The organism is Pleionea mediterranea (assembly GCF_003148745.1).
GTDB lineage: Bacteria > Pseudomonadota > Gammaproteobacteria > Enterobacterales > Kangiellaceae > Pleionea > Pleionea mediterranea.
In genome coordinates this window covers 21,875-44,083 of sequence record NZ_QGGU01000004.1, presented here as the reverse complement: position 1 = coordinate 44,083, position 22,209 = coordinate 21,875, and the positions used below count along the sequence as shown (strand labels likewise).

The following is a 22,209-nucleotide window of genomic DNA, read 5'->3' as shown; positions in this document are numbered from 1 at the left end:
TAAAACAATTAATGACTTTTAGAAAACTTAAGAGCCTCAGTACTTCGAAAAGAATCGGAGAGGCTTGCTATTCAAAGACATAAAAGTAAGAATTCACAATTAAAATGTAATACTACGCTTACGGTTCCTGACTGGTACTCTGCCTTATCCAGAAATCTAACACTTTCGGTTTCACCTTCAAATAGAAAAATCGCTTTAGAAAAGGCCTGAGCAGCCCGCTTCAAATCTCTATACGGCTGCTCAGAATCTATAAAAACCTCCATCCAGTCTTCGTCCGATATTGTTATTGAAGGTAAGAATAGACTCAGGTAGGAAAAATACCAGTTTCGAAAAATCTTTTTGCTTCATCGCTTGTTATCCTGCAGTTTTGCGCTTTCCCATAGCGCTTCCTGCGTTTCCTCTAAAAGCAAAGATACCTGTGCAAGCCCCGCCCTATAACTTATCGCTATAAATGTACTGATAAATCCACTTTTGACTGACTTGAATGTGTTCTTTTGTGACAAGCGACGCGAAATCTGTTCTGGCGAATACTCTTACCAGAGCTGACACTCAACATTCCGAAGTTACTAGATTTATTTTTATCGACACAAAAGATTGAGGATCACTCGAAGCTTTATGTTCGGCTTGTATGGGGCGATACTTTCATTGATCAGAATTACGGCGGATCTCACGGAATATTGTGAGACTTACTTTCACTTAAGATCCGAGCTACCTCAAATACGAATTTTCTGCTTTCAATAATGGCAGATTTAATATCTTTCATTTTCGACAATATGTCGATAATTCATATCGGCAACTTAAATTGGTTGTCAAAGTGGCCTATACAATACTGCACATTACGCTTATACAAATGTTTCTTAACGCTTTACTTTGCTGTTGAACCTCCGACTTAATATGTTATGCCATTAGAATTAACTCTATTTTTTCTATAAATATACTTGTTGTTAATTTTTTCACTATTGTTATTCTCAAAATACCAAACGCCATTCTCAATTCGAAATTTTGATTCTCCACAACGATAAGCAAAACAGAAATGATTAGGATCTGTTATATTTTTTGTAGCAACAAGCTTCTCACCCAACTTACCATTTATGTACTCTAGCCTTACAATTCCGATATGTTCGCAAGTTGTTTTTATATCAAGACACACCGGAACATATGGAACACCATCATCTTGTACTACATACTGAAGAGCTATACCCGATATACTAGTGAGTTTTCTTTCCCCAAGGCCATTTTCAGTTAACTTTTGAATTACTTTGTATTTATTGCCTTGTACTCCACTTATAATGTAGAGTTCATCTCCTATGAAGATAGGACGACTCGAGAGAAGATCAGAATTTTCAACCGATGAATAATCAATATCATATAAAGTCCTCGTTTCCTCAACAAGATCATAAAGATAATAAACAACATGTCCTTCATGATATGTCCCATCATGATCTCTTTTATTTCCATATCGCAGTAGGTACCTATCAGTTGATAGAGGATTAATCTGAGGCGGCATCCAGAACTCATCTTCAAATGATGTAACATTATTAGAGTCGCTATATATGTGAATTACGACTTTTTCATTAGAACTTGTTGAATTAACAAACTTTTTCTCTGCATCTGAGTAGTAAAAGAAATTTCCTCTCACCATATTGTTCGAAGTTATAAATTCACTATTAGAAATACGATCGGTTTCAGAAAGGTCTGAACTATTCCTTACCAAATAGGAAATGCTTGAAAAATGCACATAGGTAAATTCATCAAATTCCCAACCTTCTGGTATATATAATTCAGACTCATTTACCACTGAGTACTCATTAAATCCGTGAAGCTCAAAGAAGTATGTATCCCAGTTATGCATCACAGTTTCATTAATATTAAAATTAGCAACACCTGAAAGGTGATTACCAATAATAGAACTACTTGTTAATGAGTAACCATATAGTCTAGTAAGACTCTCGAATTCATATTCTTGTATGTTTTCTTCAATGGGATTTATTGTATAGATATCATTACACTTACTTTCTGGACAATTATACTTTTCAAAGCTAATATGTTTTTCATCACCATTAATCATTCCATACACGATAAGTTGAAGCACAACATTACTTTCTCGACTTTCTCTTATTAAATTATTAGCACCGAAGTTTATATAGATTTTCAACGAGTCATTTTGATTGGTTATATTAGGAATCTGTTCTGACTCTACATCATACCGACCCAGTAACTTGTAACTGCCATCTTCATTTTCAACATAGGCTTTTACTGCCATCTTAGACTCAAAGCTATTAGAGTCATACTTTTCAAATGCTCCTGGGCTAGTTTTTGTTATATTTAGATGCGTACTAGAAAATCCAAAGCTCTCTACTTCAATATTGAAATTTCCAGTATCATATAGAAAATTAATTGCCTCCCTTGCGTATCCAACTCCTCGTGGAATTACGACGCTATTTCTTTGTGCAAAAACAAAATCATCTTCTAATAAATTTAGCTTACCAAAAAATCCAAGAGCACCCACCTGAGCCAAAGGAATAACCTGACTACCACCCGTTAATTTATCTGTAACATTTCCATATAAATACTCGACTTGATACGCTGTTCCGTCATCAGACTCATAATTTAAGCTTGAAAAAAACGTATCGTTCGGACTTGGCATTGGAAAGTCCGAATGAGTTTCCATATCGCCTTTTGTCCCTTTGAACATTGTTTGAACAGATAGAAGATTATTACTTGTATAATCTGCAATTCCTGAAAATGTGTTGTTATGAAAAAATGAATCTAGCGTCTTGAAATCTCTATAATCAAAGTAATACCCTGAAAAATTTAATCCCCCAATGTTTCCGAGCGTATATTTTTCATATTCACTAGGCTTATGTAAATAGCCATTGGTTGTTAAGTAACACTTTAAAAAATCATTACAATGGTCATCATTACGTGTATGCTGTACCTGAGACATATCTTCTATTAGATGAAGAATAGAACCTAATAAATTGGCCTGCTCAGCTTTGTTTCCTTGCCATTGTGCCTCTCTGAATTTTGGAAGCAAATCTATAACAGCACGTTTTTTAGCACTTTCTACAATGCCAAATAAGCCTCTATTATTTTGAGGATCATAAAAGTGTTTTAATGAATTATTCCCTGTATCTTCATCAATCGCGGCCTGTTTCGCTAGCTGCAAAAAAGAACGTCCTGAGAAATTCAATTCTTTGTATATATCAAAAATAACTTGGCTATTGTTAAGATTTGATGTAGTGATAGCTCGATGCGTCATAGCCTCATGAACATAAACTTCATGAGATTCGCTTATGTTAGAAGTGACACAGAAAACAATAAAAAACATTGCATACTTAAAATTCATAACTAATCCTTATTAATATCAAATTCCTGATATTGCCCAGTGCTTGCCTTTTCTCTTTATCATTTTAACTGGGAAGGCCTTGTTTCCAGCTTCAGTCTTGTAAATTACATTAGCAATCATCAGTTCTGAAGAAATAAATTTAAAATCAATTTTTATAATGGATAAGACAAACTTACTAAACTCTTCTGTCGAAAACTTATCAAATTCAGTTCTTGATGATTTTGCAACTGTTTCTGTGTATGTGAAACCAGCTTCAGTGTATTGATTATTGATATTATCCTTATTATCTTCATTAATCTCATAGAAGAAAGCATAAAGCTGTTTTTCAAAAATTTTCATTAACTCTTCTTTAGAGTTAACAATAACATCAAAATTTACCTTACCTTGCTCACCATTTAGATGTGTATAATAAATATTAAGCCCGTGATATCCCCTTGGAAGATCAGTAATTACAACACTTCGATCAGATGATTCGAGAATAAATGATTGATGCAAAGGATCATTATCGTCTTCACTATTTAGATAAACATCAATTCGTTTAAATGCTGCAGTCAAATCAATACGCACTGATTCCCCTTCTACTAAGCAGTAATCCGTTGTTTTCATATAAGAGATATCTGATCTTTCATTTACCTCTACTGTTTGTTCAGAAGTACTATGAAAAGGAGTGATTAAATCAATACTATATACAGATCGAAAGTAAGTTATATTCGCCAAAATGAATTTATTATCGATAGTACAGCTTTCATATTTACCATCAGATGAATCCCCATCAAATAATGAAAAATCTCCAGAGCCTATAGCAGGAAAAACATTTAGAGAAGCATTAACTAGCCGCCCTCTAATCTGATTAGTATTTCCGAGTCTAGTGTTGTTGGTCATAGATGAAGTAACACTATCAATACGCGCTAATCCTTTAGATATTGACTGCGAAGTTATATGAGGAGGCTCAGGTGGAAGCGATTCACCAATTTTTAGATTAATCGAAACTCCATTTCGAGATGCATACAAAATATACCTCGAACCGTATTGGTTTGAATTTATAAGTTCTTGCAGTCCTCCTATACTTGATAAACTCTTTTCTATAACAGTGTTTCCATCAAAAGTTCTAATGATGACAGTATCTGCCTCACTTATATCTGCCATCAATATGGCGTGTTCATACTCATATTCCCTAGACTCAGGCTTTAAAAGAAAACGATTACTGGATGGAGCTTCTGCAGAAGGGGTTATTTGAAAACTTTGCCAATTGCTATATTTATTATTATCACTCGACTTTACACGCCAACTATACTCTTTATTGGAAAGCGTGAGTGGAATTTCAAACATTCTATCAGGACTATTAGTTGAATAAGTAAAATCAGCTTTTCCTTTGTTGCCCTCTCTAAGCTCTATATCCCAGCTAGTAACATTAGTTATTGTACTTTCCCAAGATAATATCGGCTGATTAACCAATACCCCATGAGGTAAATGATTTATTGTTTCCGATGTTGATTTAGCTGCGTGCAAGGAAACACTAAAAACTACTAAAATAAATAATATTTTCATGAGTACTTATCCTTCTCTGCCTTACTATATATCAAAGTCAGATATTTTAGTCCTTGATAGCCTTATGCTTTTTTAGCCTTGAGGTACCAACCAATACTTTAAGCATTCTAGTTTATCTCTTAGATATACCTAACAATCCACTATACTAATTAAAACTGACGGCGCTAATATCAACTCTTCTTAATTATATAGATGCTATCACCATAGTTTATAATTCTCTATTTTCCAAAAATTTATTTAAGTCCAATACTAATTTACATGGTTATTCATATTTATGGATGCAACATTTACCATTAATTTCAATCTAGACAACCCTAGTAGTGATGTTACTTTCACTACGCTACACCATAGGCATTTGTTAGAAAAAATCTCTTATAACTTTCATTTTTGTTAATACACACATCAGATCTATATAAGTGCTAAAACAGATTTAGACTGATGCTCGAATTTTGTTACTTAAATGTAGAAGTAATTAACCCGAATGTTAAAAAGACTAACACTCGGCAATACAATATCTCTTTAATCAATATCATTTAATTCCCTCTTTTGAGTAAATACACATGAACTTAATAGCAAAGCTAGAAATAACCTAAATAAATTTAGAAACGAAAGGAATTCCTTTCCTAGATAAGTTCCTTAGTCAAAGTAAATTAATTTCTTTTTAAAATATACAAGACATATGAAGATCAAGTTTGTGGCGCATCTTTCTTAGAAGGATGCACCAAACCAACTTAACAGTTAGGTAAATCATCTAGATTATTCTTAGAGGTATTATCTCTATCTGTTCTAAGATACTTACCATTACTTCCTTCAACTACATGAATTTCAGTTCTTCCACTTTGCCATGGCACATAATAACTATGTATTCCATTCTCAATATCATAAATTGCATCACTTTTACTCCTAGGTGACCATAAGTGACCAGTGTTGCATAGTGAAAGAATATCACCATCTCTGTCCTTGCCTGTACTTGTAACCGCTCTATCTGCCATAAATTACTCCACTCATTGTTGTTTATAAATATTAAATTACTTATTGAAAGCCCATAAAAGAAAAGCTCCTAAACCCAAAAGTGCTAGAGAGTCTCTTTCTTTTTGTTCCTGTAAAAGCTTTTGTTTACGATCATATGCTGCCATTATTATTTCTCTCGCTTTATTCAAAGCTCGCTCAGGATCCTGATGTACAGGCAGGTATTTTAAATTTTTAATAAAGCCTGGCGGTGGTGCTTCTTTAGACAAAACAAGTGGAAGTATATGCTTGCTAAGGGCATTTGCATGTCCAATTTCTTGAGACACCCAACCAGAACTTTCTGCTCGCTTACTCCATAGGACAACAAAAAGGTCACACTCTTTTATAGCTCTAATAATTTTCCCTGTTAAATTTTCACCAGGGCTAATGGAGTACTCTGCAATAAATAGTTTTATCGGCGTCCCTTCAAGTTGTAACTTTAACTTCTCGACTTCACTAATATCATCAGTCGAATAGCTTACAAAAATATTGAAACTCATTAATCTGTGCTCTTTAAAGTTTAAAAGATAATATTCAGACTAATATGATTGGGTAAATAAAAATTAGAAATCTAATAGAATTTGACGAGAAATAAATTTTTGGTTATTAAACATACAGTTATAATAACTACACAATATAAAATGACTACTATTTAACCAGTTTTTGCTTGAGTAATGATTAAAGTAGAATGGTTATGAACAGGCATTTTAAACTGAAATACATCATCCACTATTCCCTCTTTATGCTGAAGGCAATTAATCTTCTGAAGTAAGTGGATTGAACTTAGCTTCCTTAAATTACTCTACCAGTCTCTATTTAAGAGCTTTAAACCTTTATTCCTTTATAAGATCTGCCGTACAGTTAATTTAAACTCTCAAATTCAGATACAGAAGCGAAGTTAATAAATTCGGTACCATCAAATTTTAAAACATAGTGTGTAGACTGGGTAACTTGGGTTGTGGCCACTGGTCTCAATAAAGCGGCGCACTCCTTACCAGGATTTCTGACGGATTTATAAAGGATCCCATACTCATTTTCTTTCCTTAATTGAATTGCGTAAGATTGAGTTTTTGAGTAATCCGCTGGGTCATGAAGGGTATCATCCTCACGAACATCAATGAGTTCTTCAGTAAACTCCCCCACATAACATCGAACCACAGCACTGGCGTCATCAGTAAAACCAAAGTCATCTCTCCAGGTTTTCGCAGTGTGATGCGACCATTCCTTAATTGCTGTCTTTGGGCAACTTGCGCAATAGTAACAACCTAGTTCAGGGGTGCTAAAACGTCCATAGTTTGTATAACAAAAACTAGCAATCACTGCGCCCCATCCATAACCAGTTCTCATATCTTCCTCATCAATAAAAGGCTCCCAATTAATCACGCGACCTGAAGTTTGTGACTCAAGTTCACCTAAGAGGAAATTCTCTTCGTCATTATCTTGATAAATATTCACAGGGGGGTATTTCGAGTGAATAATGCGGAAGTGCTGCCAATCAGGCTTTTTACGCCCCACGGGCTGCATCCAGATAGCTTCTCGTATTATGGAGACTTATCATCGACCCATTTTCTAACAAATAGTCCCGAATAGACTTACCATTAAACACTGGATTTTTATTTGGTGAGCTAAACCATTCGAAAACTAGTTCGCCTCGCTCCATAGGAGAGATCATTTTCAAACCTTTCATAATACCTAAAAGATAAGATAAACGATCTTGCGTATCTTTCGATACTTCAACGCCTTGACCTTCTGATGCTTTCTTCTTCCAACTTTTATAAGTTCTCTCTTTTACCCCAAGCAATAACGCTTGATCACTGATACTCAGATTCCACTTATCGATCCTAGAAACATCACTCAACCAACGGATCGCTGCACTGACATGCTCAGGTGTAATTTTTGGGGCTTCTGTAGCTTTAACGCTTTTAGCAGCTTTCATAAAATAACCTTCTATTTACTTAGCCTTATTTTACAACAACACCCCTTAAAAGGCAATATCGCCCTAAAACTAACACAAAGTGCAATACAGCCTTATGCATTAAGAAAATAGATACCTATATCTTTAATTCTATTCAACTAAATATTTTGATAAAGCGACTTTGCCTTGGTCTAATTATACAAATATTAGAATTTAGTCTTTGCATTTTGTCCAAGTACTATTTTTAGGAAATAGATTCAAACTGATATTTAACTTCCCTATTCTCGCTATATTATTTCTTTCAGAAACACGATCTTGAACAACCTGAACACTCATACTTGGAATATGCCTAAAAAGGGTAACGTTATATCTTCCTGGCTCTATTGAACCCAACTCATGCTGCTTCATAATTCATTCCTTAAAATGTTGATATTCCTTACTCAAAAAATATTGAGACTAAAACAGAGCTTGCAATATAAAATTGCTGATTCTTGGAAATTTGCGTCATGTTGACCACTTTTTAGATTTTTAAAACACACCTTACTTACTAAAATACCACTCAAATCTCAATTAATATGGTCAATTATCATTTAATATGGTTTTTGACAAACTCTGGCAACTCATCCAGAAACAACACGCCGTGGTGTGCCAGCGACACTTCGCCGGGGCGAGGATTGCTGCCACCACCAATAAGTGCCACAGCAGACGCCGTATGATGCGGCACGCGAAACGGGCGTAATTTCCAGTTTCCGGGATGCATCGACTTACCACTGATGGACGCAATGGCCGCGCAATCCACCGCTTCATCATCGGTTAGCTCCGGCAAAATGCCCGACAAACGACTGGCGAGCATGGTTTTACCCGTGCCCGGAGGCCCAATAAATAATAAATTGTGCTTACCACCGGCGGCTATTTCCAACGCGCGTTTTGCCGCGTATTGCCCTTTCACATCACTCAGATCCGGAGCGTCTGGCGAGACAACCGCCTGACTGACTGGCTCGTTAAAATTCATGGTTTGCTGGCCTATCAGATGCGATACCACATCCAGTAAGTGATCGGCCACTAACTGTTCACCTCCAGCCAGCGCTGCTTCTTCAGCATTTTTTCTTGGCAGCACCAGAGTTCGCCCTGCGCGCTTTGCCTCCAGTGCCACCGGCAATACACCGTATATGGGTCGTAACTCACCCGATAACGCCAGTTCACCAATAAACTCGTAGTTATCCAACTTGGCTTGTGGAATTTGCCCACTGGCGGATAGAATTCCCAGCGCGATGGGTAAATCGAAACGGCAGCCGTCTTTTGGTAAATCCGCCGGTGCCAGATTAATGGTGGTTCGGCGCGATGGAAATTCCAGATTCGCATTCATTAATGCACTGCGTACCCGATCTTTACTTTCACGCACCGCCGCTTCCGGTAAACCGACAATGCTTAAGCCTGGCAGGCCATTGGATAAATGGGTTTCAATTGTCACCAGTGGTGCTTCAATGCCAACCCCGGCTCGAGAATAGATGTTTGAAAGATTCATTCGTCCTGAATAATGTTAAGTCCTGTTAGCGTTAGATTCTACCCGTCAAAAGATACCAGTTCCTTAGTTTTTCACTTAAACCCATGTAAGCGATCGACGCAATACAGTTTTTGGCTATTGATAAAGATCATCACGAGCAATAACATTAAGACGATTTTTCAGATTAAGTTTGTAACATTGAATCAACGCAACTGACTGAAAAGCTTCTGGTGGCTCACCTAATGCAGTTATTTGAATTTATCAAATTGAGAAGTCAGCCATTTCTAACGGATTGTTTTTTGATAAGGTAAGTCTAATTAAATGCTAGCTAAGCCGAACAAGTTAAGCATTCCACGCAATACATAACACCAAAATTGAAACTATAAATTATCAAAAAAGCACATGATACAAAGGGGTCTACCATGTTTATAAGGATTATATTCAAAACATTATTTTTAACCGGCTTGAGCCTATCACTTATCTCTTGTGGAGGAGGTAGTAGTTACAGCGACGATCCACCAGTTGTTACTGCCAAAACCGGCATTTTTATGAATGGAACCATTGAAAACTTACGCTATTCAACAGCCTCTCAATCTGGTTTCACCGATAGCAACGGTGAGTTTCTTTATCTCGATGGCGAGACGGTCAGTTTTTATGTGGGCGATATCCTTATTGGCAGTGCATCAGTGGCTGCAAGTCTCGATCTTTTCGATCTTGCAAATACATCGGCACCAATTACCGGATTGGAAATAAGAAACGCAATTTTTGATTTTAAAAATGACAGTTCATTTCACTCCGTCATCAACATTGCATTATTCCTGCAAACCCTGGATGCCGATGATAATGTAGGAAACAATACACAAATACCCGATGAACTGCACACCATTGCAGAAGGTGAAACAATTAATTTTGAGCAACTTTCGTTTGATTTTGTTAGCGACTTTAAATTACGAAAGCTTATTGCAATGGGTCGGGCTGACGGTTTATGGGGGGGTAGTAAACAAATCCGTAATCCAGGCCTTGCACTTGATACTCTTTATAATGACTTAGGTTTAACGGCTGATCTTTACCTACTGGCAAGCTCAGTAACCGATGAAGGTAATGATGGCAGTAATGATCGCACGGGTCTTTATGCATTCGATCAAAGCAGTTCGCAATATTTTATAGACATTGATAACGACGCCGATGGCACCTTGGATGTTACCGATACCTACAGTTTCGACGGTAATAGTAACTTGCTTCAATACGAAAATGTGGTCATACCCACTACTTTTTATACGCTTTACAGTTACGATGACAATGGTAATAGAGAAAGTGAGCGAGAGGATGAAAATGGTGACGGTTCGGCGGATGATATCCGAGATTACACATACGATGAAAATGGTAGCCTGATAACCCTCGAAGTGGACTCTGATGGTGATGGGACATTAAATTATTCGCGAGCTTATACCTATGATGACAATGGCAATCGAATAACGTCTGAAACAGACTCAGGCGCTAATGGTACTGTTACTCAGCGCATCACTTACAGTTATGATGACAACAATAATCTTATTTTAGAAGAATGGGATCAGCAGCCCGACGGCGTTATCGACATCACCTACACCTATACTCGTGATGACAATGGTAACGTAACCTTAAGAGAGTGGGACAAAGACGGTGATGGTGTCGCCGACGATATTCGTAACTGGACCTACGATGCCAACGGTAATCAAACGCTGTATGAGCAAGACAGTGATGGCGATGGTAATCTGGATTTTATTCAGTCCTTTGAATACGATGAGAATAACAATCGAACCTTATATGAACTTGATAACAATGGCGATGGTGTTGTCGATTTTCGAAATCTTTATAGCTACGATTCTAACGAACTTATTTCAACCTTTGAAATAGACAGTGATGGTGACGATGTGTGGGATGAGGTGCGAACTTACACTTTTGACAACAATGCAAACCTTACACTTATTGAATACGATACTGACGCTGATGGCACAATTGATAGAGTGATCAATCAAACTTTTAACACCGATCGTGACTCATGGAATGCTTACTGGATAACTCAAATAAGCGACCTGGATTAATCTATCATTTTGTCATTAAATTAGGTCTGTTCTTATTGAACAGACCTATTCCAACCGTTTTACTTCTCAATATCATTCAAACTAAAAAACTGTATACCATTAACCGGTAATACCACTGTGCCTTAGTAAAGGTTCAACTTCCGGCTCACGACCCCGAAACGCTTTAAACAATGCCATGGCGGGTTTGGAACCACCGCGCTCAAGAATATTTTCTTTAAAAGCCTTTCCGGTTTCGGCATTAAAAATGCCGTCTTCTTCAAATTTACTGAACGCATCGGCACTTAATACTTCGGCCCATTTGTAACTGTAATAGCCAGCCGAGTAACCGCCAGCAAAAATGTGTGAAAAAGAATTTTGGAATCGATTCCACTTGGGCGGTTGAACCACAGCAACCTGATTGCGAACATCATCCAGAATGCCTTGAATTGAAAACTCTTGTTGCTCTGAATATTCACTGTGAATTCTGAAATCAAATAATGAGAATTCCAACTGACGCACCATCATCATGGCGGATTGAAAATTTTTCGCCCGTTGTAATTTTTCCCGCAATTCATCCGGTAATGGCTCACCGGTTTCAAAGTGCCCGGAGATCACATCGAGGCCTTCTTTTTCGTAGCAGAAGTTTTCCATAAATTGGCTGGGCAATTCCACTGCATCCCATTCAACGCCATGAATACCGCTGGCACTTAAATACTCGATGTCGGTTAACATATGGTGCAGCCCGTGACCAAACTCATGAAACAGAGTGACCACTTCATCGTGCGTCAATTGAGCCGGCTGACCTTTAATAGGCGGATTAAAATTACAGGTTAAAAACGCCACCGGTTTTTGCAGATGCCCATCATCAAAACGAAAACGGCTGCAGTAATCGGCCATCCAGGCACCACCCCGTTTGTGCGAACGGGCGTAGAGATCAAGGTAAAACCGTGCCACTCGCTCATCGTTTTCACCATAAACCTCAAACAGGCGTGCATCCGGATGCCAGCTTTCAAAGGATTGTTTCGATTCTTTTATGGTGACCGAAAATAAAGTTTCGGTAATACTGAACAATCCTTTTAATACTGTATCAACCGGAAAGTAAGGCCGCAGTTCTTCCTGAGAAATGGCGTAACGATGCTGTTTTAATTTTTCACCGGCGTAAAGTACATCCCAGGCATTTAATTCCGTTAGTGCCAGATGCTGTGATGAAAACGCCTGCAATTCGGACAGTTCTTTTTCGGCTTGCGGTTTCGACTGACGGGCAAGATTATTTAAAAACTCGAACACCTGATCCGTTGACTCGGCCATTTTTGTAGCCAGTGACATTTCGGCGTAGTGTTTAAAACCCAGCAACTGAGATAACTCATGGCGCAATGCCATGATTTCTTTCATTACTTCAGTGTTATCAAACTGAGCTGAGCCAAGTTCTGACGCCCGGGTTGAATAAGCTTTGTACATTTCCTGACGCAAATCACGATTATCGGCGTAACTCATAACCGCGTAATAACAAGGAAATTCAAGATTTAGCAGATAACCCGATTGACCATCATTGGCAGCATTTTGTTGCGCTAATGCCAGTGCCGATTCGGGCAGGCCAGCCAGTTCAGCGTCATCGTCAAAGTGCTTGCTCCAGCCCATGGTAGCGTCGAGAATATTTTGCTCGTATTTTGAAGACAGTTCCGACAGGCGCTTTTGAATATCACCGTATCGCTTTTTATCCTTATCACTTAACGAGACACCGGCCAATTTAAAGTCGCGTAATTCGTCTTCCAGAATTTTTATTTGAACGTCATTTAATTGCAGCTTTTCACGCTGGTCATACACCTGTTGCACCGCTTTATACAATGCTTCATTTTGCCCAAGCCAGGTTCCGTACTCCGATAACAATGGCAAGCAACTGTCGTAGGCTTTTCTTAACTCGTCGGAGTTAACCACCGAATTCATATGCGATACCGGCGACCAACGTTTATCGAGCAAATTACTGAATTGCTCGATAGGTTGCATCAACGTAACCCAGTCTGGCGTTTGCTGCTCGGCGAGTAATTCGCTGATGCCCTGCTTGGTCAGGTTTAATGTATGTTCTATTGCGGGTTTAATATGTTCCGGCTTTATCTGACTAAAAGGCGCCAGATCGTAATTGGATAAAAGAGGATTATTCGTTACTGCGTCGGTCATTGAAAATTCCTATGTGATCAATCGAATTAAGCCATGTGATAAAGTAAAGTGTAACATCTAAACTGGTTGCATCGTTATATGACTGAAACGTGTTTATCTATCGTTATTTGAGGTGCAGGTTCTCAGTTTAACTCTTAACATCTTACTATAACGAAACATAAACAAGCTCCAACACTTAAAAAACAGGATTATTTTGTGACGACATACGACTACGATTACCTCGCCATTGGCGGTGGCAGTGGCGGCATCGCTTCGATTAACCGGGCAGCCATGCATGGCAAAAAATGCGCATTGGTGGAAATGAATGCGCTTGGCGGCACCTGCGTCAATGTTGGCTGTGTGCCCAAAAAAGTTATGTGGTTTGCCGCTCATGTGGCAGAGGCGGTGAAGTTCTCTGAAGACTATGGCTTCGAATTGACCCAGCAAGGGTTAAACTGGAGCAAACTGGTGGCCAATCGCGACGCCTATATTCAGCGCATTCACCAGTCTTACGATAATGTTCTGGGTAAAAATAATGTGACGGTCATTAAGGGCCACGCAAAATTTGTCGACCAGCACAGTGTTGAAGTAAATGGCAAAGTGATTACTGCCGAGCATATTCTAATCGCCACGGGTGGCTCGCCTATCATTCCGGATCTTCCCGGTGCTGATCTGGGCACCGATTCCGATGGCTTCTTCGCCATGGTTGAACAACCCAAACGTGTGGCCGTAGTAGGCGCCGGTTATATTGCTGTTGAAATTGCCGGCATGTTGCATGAACTGGGCAGTGAGACCCATCTGGTGATCCGTAAAGATAAAGCGTTGCGGCAGTTTGATCCCATATTGTCCGATACGCTGACGGAAATAATGCATGAAACCGGACTTAATTTGCACACCAACAGCGTACCCACTGGCATAGAGCAAACCGACGATGGCCTGATGCTGCAACTGGAAGGTGGCAATACCATTGGTCCGGTGGATGATGTGATCTGGGCGATAGGCCGCAAGCCCATGACCGACAATCTGGATCTGGAAAAATCTGGCGTGCAGCTCGACAGCAAAGGGTTTATTGAAACCGATCAGTTTCAAAACACCAATGTGCCGAACATTTACGCGGTTGGCGATAACACCGGGCGTATTGCTTTAACGCCGGTTGCCGTTGCCGCCGGCCGACGATTATCTGAACGCTTATTTAACAATAAGCCGATGGAACATCTGGATTACGACAATGTACCTACTGTCGTCTTCAGTCATCCAACCATTGGTACCGTAGGCCTTACCGAACAGGAAGCCCGCGAGCAGCACGGCGATAAGGTTAAAGTTTACACCTCAAGCTTTACCGCCATGTACACAGCGGTTACCCGGCACCGTCAGCCCACCAAAATGAAACTGGTGTGCGTCGGTGATGAAGAAAAAGTCGTTGGGATCCATGTAATTGGCCTGGGAGCCGACGAAATGCTGCAGGGATTTGCCGTGGCCTTAAAAATGGGCGCCACCAAGGCGGATCTGGACAATACCGTGGCCATACACCCTTCTTCTGCCGAAGAATTTGTCACCATGCGTTAAACCGGCTCGGCAATTTTGCCGGGCCCGTTTGGTGGCCTATGATCATGTGTTTTTACGCGATTAACGGTTAACTGGCGTCTATTTTAGATGAAACTGTGTCTCATTTACGCTTGCTGTTTTGCAGCAAACCGTTAAAATCGCGCAAGGTTGTCGAAATTTTGAGTATTGCTGTTTATGAATATCCGCTCCTTTGAAAACTATACACCCGAACTGGGCAAACGCGTGTTTGTTGATCCCACCGCGTTAGTGGTCGGGCAGGTTTCCATTGGTGATGACAGTTCTATCTGGCCAATGGCGGTGTTGCGGGGTGATGTTCATGCCATTGAAATTGGCGCGCGCAGTAGCATTCAGGATGGCGCGGTTTGCCATGTTACCCACGCCAGCCACTACAATCCGGACGGTCACCGTTTGATCATTGGTGATGATGTCACCGTGGGTCATAAAGCCATGTTACACGGTTGTAAAATCAACAACGAAGTGTTGATTGGTATGGGTTCGGTGGTAATGGACGATGTGGTGATCCACTCTAATGTGGTGCTTGGTGCAAACAGTGTAGTGCCGCCGGGTCGTGAACTCGAAGGTGGCTTTTTATGGGTTGGCTCGCCAGCGCGTAAGATCCGCACCCTGACCGACGACGAGATTGCTTTCTTTAAATATTCCGCAGACAACTACGTCAAACTGAAAGATCGCTACCTGAATGGCCAATAAGCCTTTTAAACAAGCAATAATGTGTAAAAGTTTAAGCTTAATTTTACAGTGCCAATTAAAAGAGCTCTAAGCAAATAAAAAGTATAGCTTTTTCATAGATAGTTCTTTTGGTTTCAGAGTGACTCAATTAAGCTCAAAATCATTCATACCGCACACATCCGCTGGCATGGACGCCAGTGGAAGTTATTGTCAGCCATGGAAGGCTGTCAATAACGGTGTGTTGACAGGTATGAGTGATTTTAAGGAACCCGAAGGGCTTAATTGTTGGAACGCAGGGCCTTTTGCCTTCTTTTTGGCTCTTGGAAAAGAAGGTCGCCCAGAAAGGCGAAACAGAGGTGATGAAATAAAATTCGATGTTAATCTGTTTTTGAATTCATGGTTTTAAAATATCGACTGTCCACTTAAATTGTGTTCTTTTCATATTGCTGCCAGATAGAATTATACCTTATGCAAATAATGTTTCTTGAATGGCGATTATCACGAATAACCCCCAGCCGAACTCAGAATATTAACCGCCCAATTTCTGGCCGCCTGCTGTTAGTCGCTCAATCCCTCGCTGCCCTGCTGAATTAACATTCTGGTGTCCGGACGTAAGCCATGCCAGAGCTGAAACGATAATGCCGCCTGCTCCACTAACATCCCCCAGCCATCAAATACAGAGTAAGCTTTGTGATCACGACACCATTGCAAAAAGGGTTCGGCTCTTTCGCCGTAACTGATGTCGTACACATGGGTGCCCGATAAAGAGCGAATAGAGTAAGCCTCAAGCCAATGTTCACCGTCTTTCGGCAATGTATTAATGATTAAATCAAAATTATTGGGCGCGCCGCTGGTGGATTTTTCACATAAAGTTATATCGCCCAGACTGCCGAATGCCTTAATCAGTTGCTCTGCGTTTGCCTGAGTCCGGTTAAGCAACTGCACCGAAGCCTGTTGCGCTAATAGTTCAGGAATAATCGATCGCGCTGCGCCGCCAGCACCCAACACCAATATCTGTCGTCCGGCAGTACTCATGCCTTTATTTTTCAGGTCATTTAATAAACCGGCACCATCGGTGGTTTCACCGCAAATCTGTTGCTGCTCATTAAGGTACAAAGTATTCACCGACTGGCACTGCTCTACTCGCTCCGACACCTGCTTACACAATTGAAACGCATCATGCTTGAATGGCAATGTCACATTCATACCGAGCCCACCATCGGCAAAAAAGGAGCTGACTTTTGTGGCAAAGCCCTGCTGACTGGCGAGTATTTTTTCGTAACTAAAAGCTCGATCTAATGGCTGAAATTGCGCCGCAAACTGCTGATGAATACCCGGCGACAAACTGTGTTCCACCGGATTACCAATCACCGCATAGCGCTTAGTGTTTGTTTTCAATTCACTCACTGTATTCTCATAAAAAAGTTGGTCATTAATACATTACTATTCATTCCGTTTCTTAACGGACTCTATTATACATTCAACAATCCATCACCGGTGTAGTACAAAAGATAAATACGCTGTTAACAGTATGAAGCGCAAAAATATTTTTTGTTACGTTTTGCTCACAGATTTACACTTTTAATGGTTTAATCTGAACAATCGGTGTGACTTTATACGCCTTAATTTAATAAGCTCTGCTTTACGTTTAAACTTTGACTTATACTCAATTTCTAAATCTTTAAATGGAATCTATCAGGAAACCCAACAATATGAACAATAAACTTACCCGCGCAATAGCCTTAAGCGCAACCATTGCTGTTTTATCCGGCTGTGTCATCACGGTACACGACGATAAAGATTCAGACAGCTCATCAAGCTGGAAAGTTCGTCAAACCGAAAACCGCAGTATTATCACAGAGCTGTCGATTGGAACAGACATCAATCAGGTTACCGACCTGCTGGGTCCGGCCGATGACTCTGAGGGCTTCGAAAAACAGGGAAAAACCTACATTGTGCTGTTTTATCGCACCCACCACCGTCACGATGATGGCAAAACCTCACGCGATGAAACCACACCACTGGTCTTTAAAGAAGGTAAGCTACTCGGCTGGGGACAATCGGTACTGTTAAAGCACCAACCTTAGATTCGGTAATCCAGAATAGATTACTCACAAGAATAGTCTTCTCACAAAAATACATTACTCCAGCAAACGATTAGCTCATTAGAACCATTGCCTCGAATACTCGTAAATCGTCGGGTATTCGAGTGTTCAGCCCCCTTTTCTATTGCCCTCATATCTTTTGCATTCAACTTGTTTACCCGATTTAATTATCGAACAGGAATTATTGTCGCCTCTGCATTACACTGAGAGATGAACCAACCATAATAATAAGGAATCATCATGTCTCTATTAGCACTCTGGCTGCCAGTATTACTGTCCGCCATCGCCGTATTTATCATCAGTTCCGTTATTCATATGGCACTTACCTATCACCGCTCCAATATGTCGAAACTGCCAAATGAAGACAAGTTTCGAGAAGCCACCGCAGCGCTAAACATACCGCCTGGCGATTACACCACCCCTTACGCTGGCAGTATGAAAGCAATGGGCACCCCGGAGTTTCAACAAAAGATGGATCAGGGACCGGTAATGATGATGACCGTGATGCCAAATGGCCCTTATGCCATGGGTAAGAGCTTGCTGTTCTGGTTTATCTATTCTTTGCTGGTGGGATTATTCACCGCTTATGTCGCCACTCAGGCTCAAACGGTTCTTGTGGATTTTGCCAGCGTTATGAGGCTTACAGCTACCACAGCCTTTATGGGTTATGGCCTGGCATTAATACAGGACTCCATCTGGTGGAATCGAAAATGGTCTACAACCTTTAAGTTTTTATTTGATGCGCTGGTTTATGCGTTATTGACGGGTGCAATGTTTGCCTGGCTTTGGCCACATGGTGTCTGATGATTTAAATCGCATTTGAATCGCATTTAAATCAGAATTGATTAGAATATGCCGTTATATCACTTAAGCATTATCGAAAAACCTTCATACTTAAGGGTATAACGGCTGTACTGCGAATAATTTCAAAGTTACTTCTAAAAGTTAATACTAGAAGCTATCTCAAAAATACTGTACTTGATGATACAGCGTTAAATCATTTTAAAAATACAGCCCCCGTTCCTCGTGAATGAGCTTCATCATTTGGATTCCGTAACGAGCAGGCTTTTAACGATAAACAACCACAGCCAATACAACCGTCCAGTTGGTCCCTTAATTTCTCCAGTTGATCGATGCGTTGCTGCAAACTGTCTCGCCATTTTACCGATAATTTTTGCCAGTCTTCGGTGGTTGGCGTGCGACGATTTGGCAACTCATTTAATGCCTGCTTGATTTCACTTAACGCAACACCTAGCTTTTGTGCCGTTTTAATTACCGCAATACGACGCAAAATGCTCGGCTTGTATCGTCGCTGATTACCCGCATTGCGATAACACTGTATTAAGCCTTCGGCTTCGTAGTAATGCAATGTCGACACAGATACACCGGCACGTTTTGCCACCTGCCCCACACTCCAATACACCGTTGCTTTTGCCATATCGATTTCTCCATAAAAAATCCTTGACCTCAAGCTTACTTGAGGTTTTAGACTCTGCAAAGTCAAAAACATTCATGGAGAAAAATCATGACCTTATTTATTCAGGCAAACCCTGTAATTTCTACTAAAAAGCAAACCAATCCTCACGCCGAAATAAAACATTCGCCTTCTAGAGTGATTCACCAACCGAAGGAACAAGCGATCACTTTTTCTCGGGATTTTTACAAAGTGTTTAATGGCACTATGGCTAATAAATAACAAACTATTTTCGTTAAAAAACACTAAATCAATTTAAGGAATAACTTTATGCTGCCTAAATTAAACGGTATCGATCATATCCACTTAAATGTACCTAACAAATCCAAAGCCGCTGATTGGTATAAAGAAATATTAGGTCTATCGGTGGATCAACAATATGACAACTGGAATACCAATAAAGGGCCACTGATGTTAAAAAATGATGACGACAACATTCATCTGGCCCTGTTTGAAAGTGACAACTTTACGCCAACAGATGCCCTTGCCTTAAATGCATCCGGCAAAGATTTTTTACTCTGGAAACAACATTTGCAACAGCACAACCTGCTTAATCGCTATAGTGATCATCAACTTAGTCTGTCGTTGTATTTTAATGATCCCTTTGGCCACCAACATGAAATCACCACCAAAGAGACCGATTATGTGCGCACGAAACTGAATGAGCAGTAATGTAAACGTATTGTTTAATGAAACAGACCGTTATTTAAATTTTGCTGTGTGATATTTACATTCGAGTTTTTGATTTTGCCGACTATACTGAATACTGGCAATTCTGAATAAAAACTCATCCACAAAGGTCAATTATGCTGCAAGGTTTAACAGGCTCGGTCTATCGGTGCCTGCTTATCGGTCTTTCCTTAACCTGTGTGACTGTTTACGCTGACACGGAACACGACGGTAAATTATTCGACTACACGCTCGAGCAATTACTGAATACCAAGGTCAGCGTTGCCTCTTATGAACAACAAAAAATTGTTGAAGCACCATTAATTGTGTCGCGATATAGCCGCAAAACCTTGGAAAAGATGGGCGTTCAATCGCTAGAAGAGATGATTGGCTTTGTCCCCGGACTGTTACTTCAACATACCCAGTCGAATAATAGCGCCATTATGAGCCGGGGACTGGTCGACAGCTTTAATCAAAAAATTCTATTCTTACTTGATGGAGTGCCTTATTGGGCACCCAGTCACTCAGCCATTCCTTTGCATGGTATCCCTTTTAATGCCATCAGCCATATAGAAGTGATTCGTGGACCCGCTGCAGTCTATTACGGCACCAATGCTTCCGCGGGTGTCATCAATATTATCACCTATCAATCAACCAACAGTCAGCTACGCGGGCAGTTTGGCGAAGCAATTTCTAATGCTCAGCTGGTGTTTAATAAAAACAGTGACGCCTACTGGTTAACCTTATCCGCAGAAAAACAGAATGACTCCGGACAACAAGCCTATATAGAAAATATTTCACCCAACTTTGGTTTACCCGATGAAACAGAGTTTATTCAATCCATGGATAAACAATCGGTTCTGCTGCGTGCAGGCTTCGATCACTTCAGTTTTATGTTGCAAGCTTTTGAGTCGATCAGCAATGACCTGGATAATACTATTTCAGTTCCAGCATTATTAACCGAAGGACTGACCTATCGTGGCAAACTGGCACATGTGGATTATTCTTCCGAAATCGGTAATACAGAATTCACCTTGTCGGCGGATTACAATCAGTTTTCACTAAAATTTCCGATTCGTAATTCGCTGGTGTCTTTAGGTCAATCCGGTAACGGTGGATTCCGTTTTCAGGACGAGTCCGATAATTATCGCTGGCGAACTGCTGCAAAAGCCAATACTCATATCAATCATCATTATTCTATTCTCTGGGGATACGAGTACGAATTTAGACAAACCTCGGAGTACCAGGTTTATAATCAGCAAAATAACGCAACGCTTGTTCCTATTATGCAGGCAAGAGATTTAAACGAACAGGCGCTGTTTTTTCAAAACGATTTAACTTTCAATAATTGGCGATTTATTTTAGGCGGCCGTTATGTCAGCAATCAGAACAGTCGAGAACATTTTTCGCCACAGGCGTCGGCTATTTACCAATTAAATCACCATCAATCGATCAAACTTTTATTTGCCGAAGGATTTAATTCTCCTAATTTTGTTCAACAGGGCATTAACTTTGGTCCGGCATTGCAGGGCAACCCTGATTTAACGGCCGAAAAAATTCGCACCTTTGATTTGGCTTATACTTACTCGTCCAATCATCAGTTATTTGTCGCCAATCTGTTTTATGTAAAAGCGGATGATTTAATTCAACGAAATATTTCATCAGGTATTATTCAATTTGATAATACTGGCGAGATAAAACGTTCCGGTTTTGAACTGGACTATCAATGGGAAGGCGAAGCTTTGACGTTATTTGCCAATGCCAGTTACTTGCATCAGGGGGATTCCATTCAGGATGATATGGCGGCCGGTGTATCACCTAAAACTATGTTATCCATAGGCGTGCTTTATCCTGTCAATGACTCTCACTCGCTTGGCTTGTCCGATCAATTTGTGTCATCGAGAGCCATGGCCAACAGTCATCAATTACTAAATATTCATTATCAGTACCAACACGAAAACATTGATGTGTTTTTGACGGCTAAAAACCTACTGGATGAAGATTTAATATCCACCGATATTCAAAATTTTACTCAAGATCAGCTCATTACCAACCAACAAGGCTTCTACTGGCTGGCTGGCATAAGATTCAATTTCTGATTAATATCCAATTGATTGATATCCAATACTAGAGCGTGTTTATCTTTCGCTCTTTGAGATGTAGACGAAAA

Annotated in this window: 20 protein-coding genes; 9 read left to right on the top strand and 11 right to left on the bottom strand. The window is 40.0% G+C overall.

The window, feature by feature from the left end; translation table 11 throughout:
• Positions 1-889: 889 nt before the first annotated feature.
• The 8 genes from C8D97_RS05780 to C8D97_RS05745 all read right to left on the bottom strand — a co-directional run bounded on the left by C8D97_RS05780 (position 890) and on the right by C8D97_RS05745 (position 9,345).
• A complete protein-coding gene (locus C8D97_RS05780; protein WP_109762810.1) occupies positions 890-3,349 on the bottom strand; it encodes a phospholipase C/P1 nuclease family protein in 2,460 nt (819 codons plus the stop codon).
• 18 nt (positions 3,350-3,367) lie between these two features.
• Positions 3,368-4,897: a hypothetical protein gene (locus C8D97_RS05775; RefSeq protein ID WP_109762809.1), complete on the bottom strand. Its 1,530-nt coding sequence runs from the start codon at positions 4,895-4,897 to the stop codon at positions 3,368-3,370.
• Positions 4,898-5,628: 731 nt separating this feature from the next.
• Positions 5,629-5,889, bottom strand: coding sequence for a DUF3892 domain-containing protein (locus C8D97_RS05770; RefSeq protein ID WP_109762808.1), 261 nt, complete (start codon positions 5,887-5,889; stop codon positions 5,629-5,631).
• 36 nt (positions 5,890-5,925) lie between these two features.
• Positions 5,926-6,405, bottom strand: coding sequence for a toll/interleukin-1 receptor domain-containing protein (locus C8D97_RS05765; RefSeq protein ID WP_109762807.1), 480 nt, complete (start codon positions 6,403-6,405; stop codon positions 5,926-5,928).
• A gap of 361 nt (positions 6,406-6,766) precedes the next feature.
• Positions 6,767-7,420: an RES family NAD+ phosphorylase gene (locus C8D97_RS05760; protein ID WP_170115157.1), complete on the bottom strand. Its 654-nt coding sequence runs from the start codon at positions 7,418-7,420 to the stop codon at positions 6,767-6,769.
• Positions 7,410-7,841, bottom strand: a complete 432-nt coding sequence (locus tag C8D97_RS05755) for a hypothetical protein (protein ID WP_109762805.1) — start codon at positions 7,839-7,841, stop codon at positions 7,410-7,412. The genes C8D97_RS05760 and C8D97_RS05755 overlap by 11 nt, the downstream gene beginning before the upstream one ends.
• A 192-nt stretch (positions 7,842-8,033) precedes the next feature.
• Positions 8,034-8,228 (bottom strand): hypothetical protein, encoded by a 195-nt coding sequence (locus C8D97_RS05750; protein ID WP_109762804.1) that lies wholly within the window; start codon positions 8,226-8,228, stop codon positions 8,034-8,036.
• 178 nt (positions 8,229-8,406) lie between these two features.
• Positions 8,407-9,345, bottom strand: coding sequence for a YifB family Mg chelatase-like AAA ATPase (locus tag C8D97_RS05745; RefSeq protein ID WP_109762803.1), 939 nt, complete (start codon positions 9,343-9,345; stop codon positions 8,407-8,409).
• Between the two features lie 401 nt (positions 9,346-9,746).
• Here C8D97_RS05745 and C8D97_RS05740 point away from each other — a divergent pair, with 401 nt between their 5' ends.
• Positions 9,747-11,405: a hypothetical protein gene (locus C8D97_RS05740; protein WP_109762802.1), complete on the top strand. Its 1,659-nt coding sequence runs from the start codon at positions 9,747-9,749 to the stop codon at positions 11,403-11,405.
• 99 nt (positions 11,406-11,504) lie between these two features.
• On the opposite strand, the gene prlC is transcribed toward C8D97_RS05740, so the two are convergent.
• Complete coding sequence (gene prlC / locus C8D97_RS05735; protein WP_109762801.1) at positions 11,505-13,559, bottom strand: oligopeptidase A; 2,055 nt, start codon at positions 13,557-13,559, stop codon at positions 11,505-11,507.
• A gap of 195 nt (positions 13,560-13,754) precedes the next feature.
• Here prlC and gorA point away from each other — a divergent pair, with 195 nt between their 5' ends.
• The 3 genes from gorA (at position 13,755) to C8D97_RS05720 (ending at position 16,197) form a co-directional block, all read left to right on the top strand.
• Positions 13,755-15,104: a glutathione-disulfide reductase gene (gorA, locus tag C8D97_RS05730; protein WP_109762800.1), complete on the top strand. Its 1,350-nt coding sequence runs from the start codon at positions 13,755-13,757 to the stop codon at positions 15,102-15,104.
• 174 nt (positions 15,105-15,278) lie between these two features.
• Positions 15,279-15,812, top strand: a complete 534-nt coding sequence (locus C8D97_RS05725) for a gamma carbonic anhydrase family protein (RefSeq protein WP_109762799.1) — start codon at positions 15,279-15,281, stop codon at positions 15,810-15,812.
• Between the two features lie 118 nt (positions 15,813-15,930).
• Entirely contained in the window at positions 15,931-16,197 is a 267-nt protein-coding gene (locus C8D97_RS05720) for a hypothetical protein (protein WP_146196084.1), read from the top strand.
• Positions 16,198-16,349: 152 nt separating this feature from the next.
• Here the strand turns inward: C8D97_RS05720 and aroE are convergent, their stop codons facing one another.
• Positions 16,350-17,198, bottom strand: a complete 849-nt coding sequence (gene aroE, locus C8D97_RS05715; RefSeq protein ID WP_170115156.1) for a shikimate dehydrogenase — start codon at positions 17,196-17,198, stop codon at positions 16,350-16,352.
• A 305-nt stretch (positions 17,199-17,503) separates the two neighbouring features.
• Here aroE and C8D97_RS05710 point away from each other — a divergent pair, with 305 nt between their 5' ends.
• Complete coding sequence (locus tag C8D97_RS05710) at positions 17,504-17,878, top strand: DUF3192 domain-containing protein (protein ID WP_170115155.1); 375 nt, start codon at positions 17,504-17,506, stop codon at positions 17,876-17,878.
• Positions 17,879-18,136: 258 nt separating this feature from the next.
• On the top strand, positions 18,137-18,700 hold the full coding sequence (locus C8D97_RS05705; protein WP_109762795.1) for a hypothetical protein: 564 nt from the start codon (positions 18,137-18,139) through the stop codon (positions 18,698-18,700).
• A gap of 193 nt (positions 18,701-18,893) precedes the next feature.
• Here C8D97_RS05705 and soxR read toward each other — a convergent pair whose 3' ends face one another.
• Entirely contained in the window at positions 18,894-19,334 is a 441-nt protein-coding gene (gene soxR / locus C8D97_RS05700; protein WP_109762794.1) for a redox-sensitive transcriptional activator SoxR, read from the bottom strand.
• Positions 19,335-19,421: 87 nt separating this feature from the next.
• Between soxR and C8D97_RS18115 the strand changes: the two genes are divergently transcribed.
• The 3 genes from C8D97_RS18115 to C8D97_RS05690 all read left to right on the top strand — a co-directional run bounded on the left by C8D97_RS18115 (position 19,422) and on the right by C8D97_RS05690 (position 22,138).
• Positions 19,422-19,592: a hypothetical protein gene (locus C8D97_RS18115; protein WP_170115154.1), complete on the top strand. Its 171-nt coding sequence runs from the start codon at positions 19,422-19,424 to the stop codon at positions 19,590-19,592.
• Positions 19,593-19,640: 48 nt separating this feature from the next.
• Positions 19,641-20,042: a VOC family protein gene (locus C8D97_RS05695; RefSeq protein WP_109762793.1), complete on the top strand. Its 402-nt coding sequence runs from the start codon at positions 19,641-19,643 to the stop codon at positions 20,040-20,042.
• A 134-nt stretch (positions 20,043-20,176) separates the two neighbouring features.
• Positions 20,177-22,138, top strand: a complete 1,962-nt coding sequence (locus C8D97_RS05690) for a TonB-dependent receptor plug domain-containing protein (protein WP_109762792.1) — start codon at positions 20,177-20,179, stop codon at positions 22,136-22,138.
• The last annotated feature ends 71 nt before the right edge of the window (positions 22,139-22,209 follow it).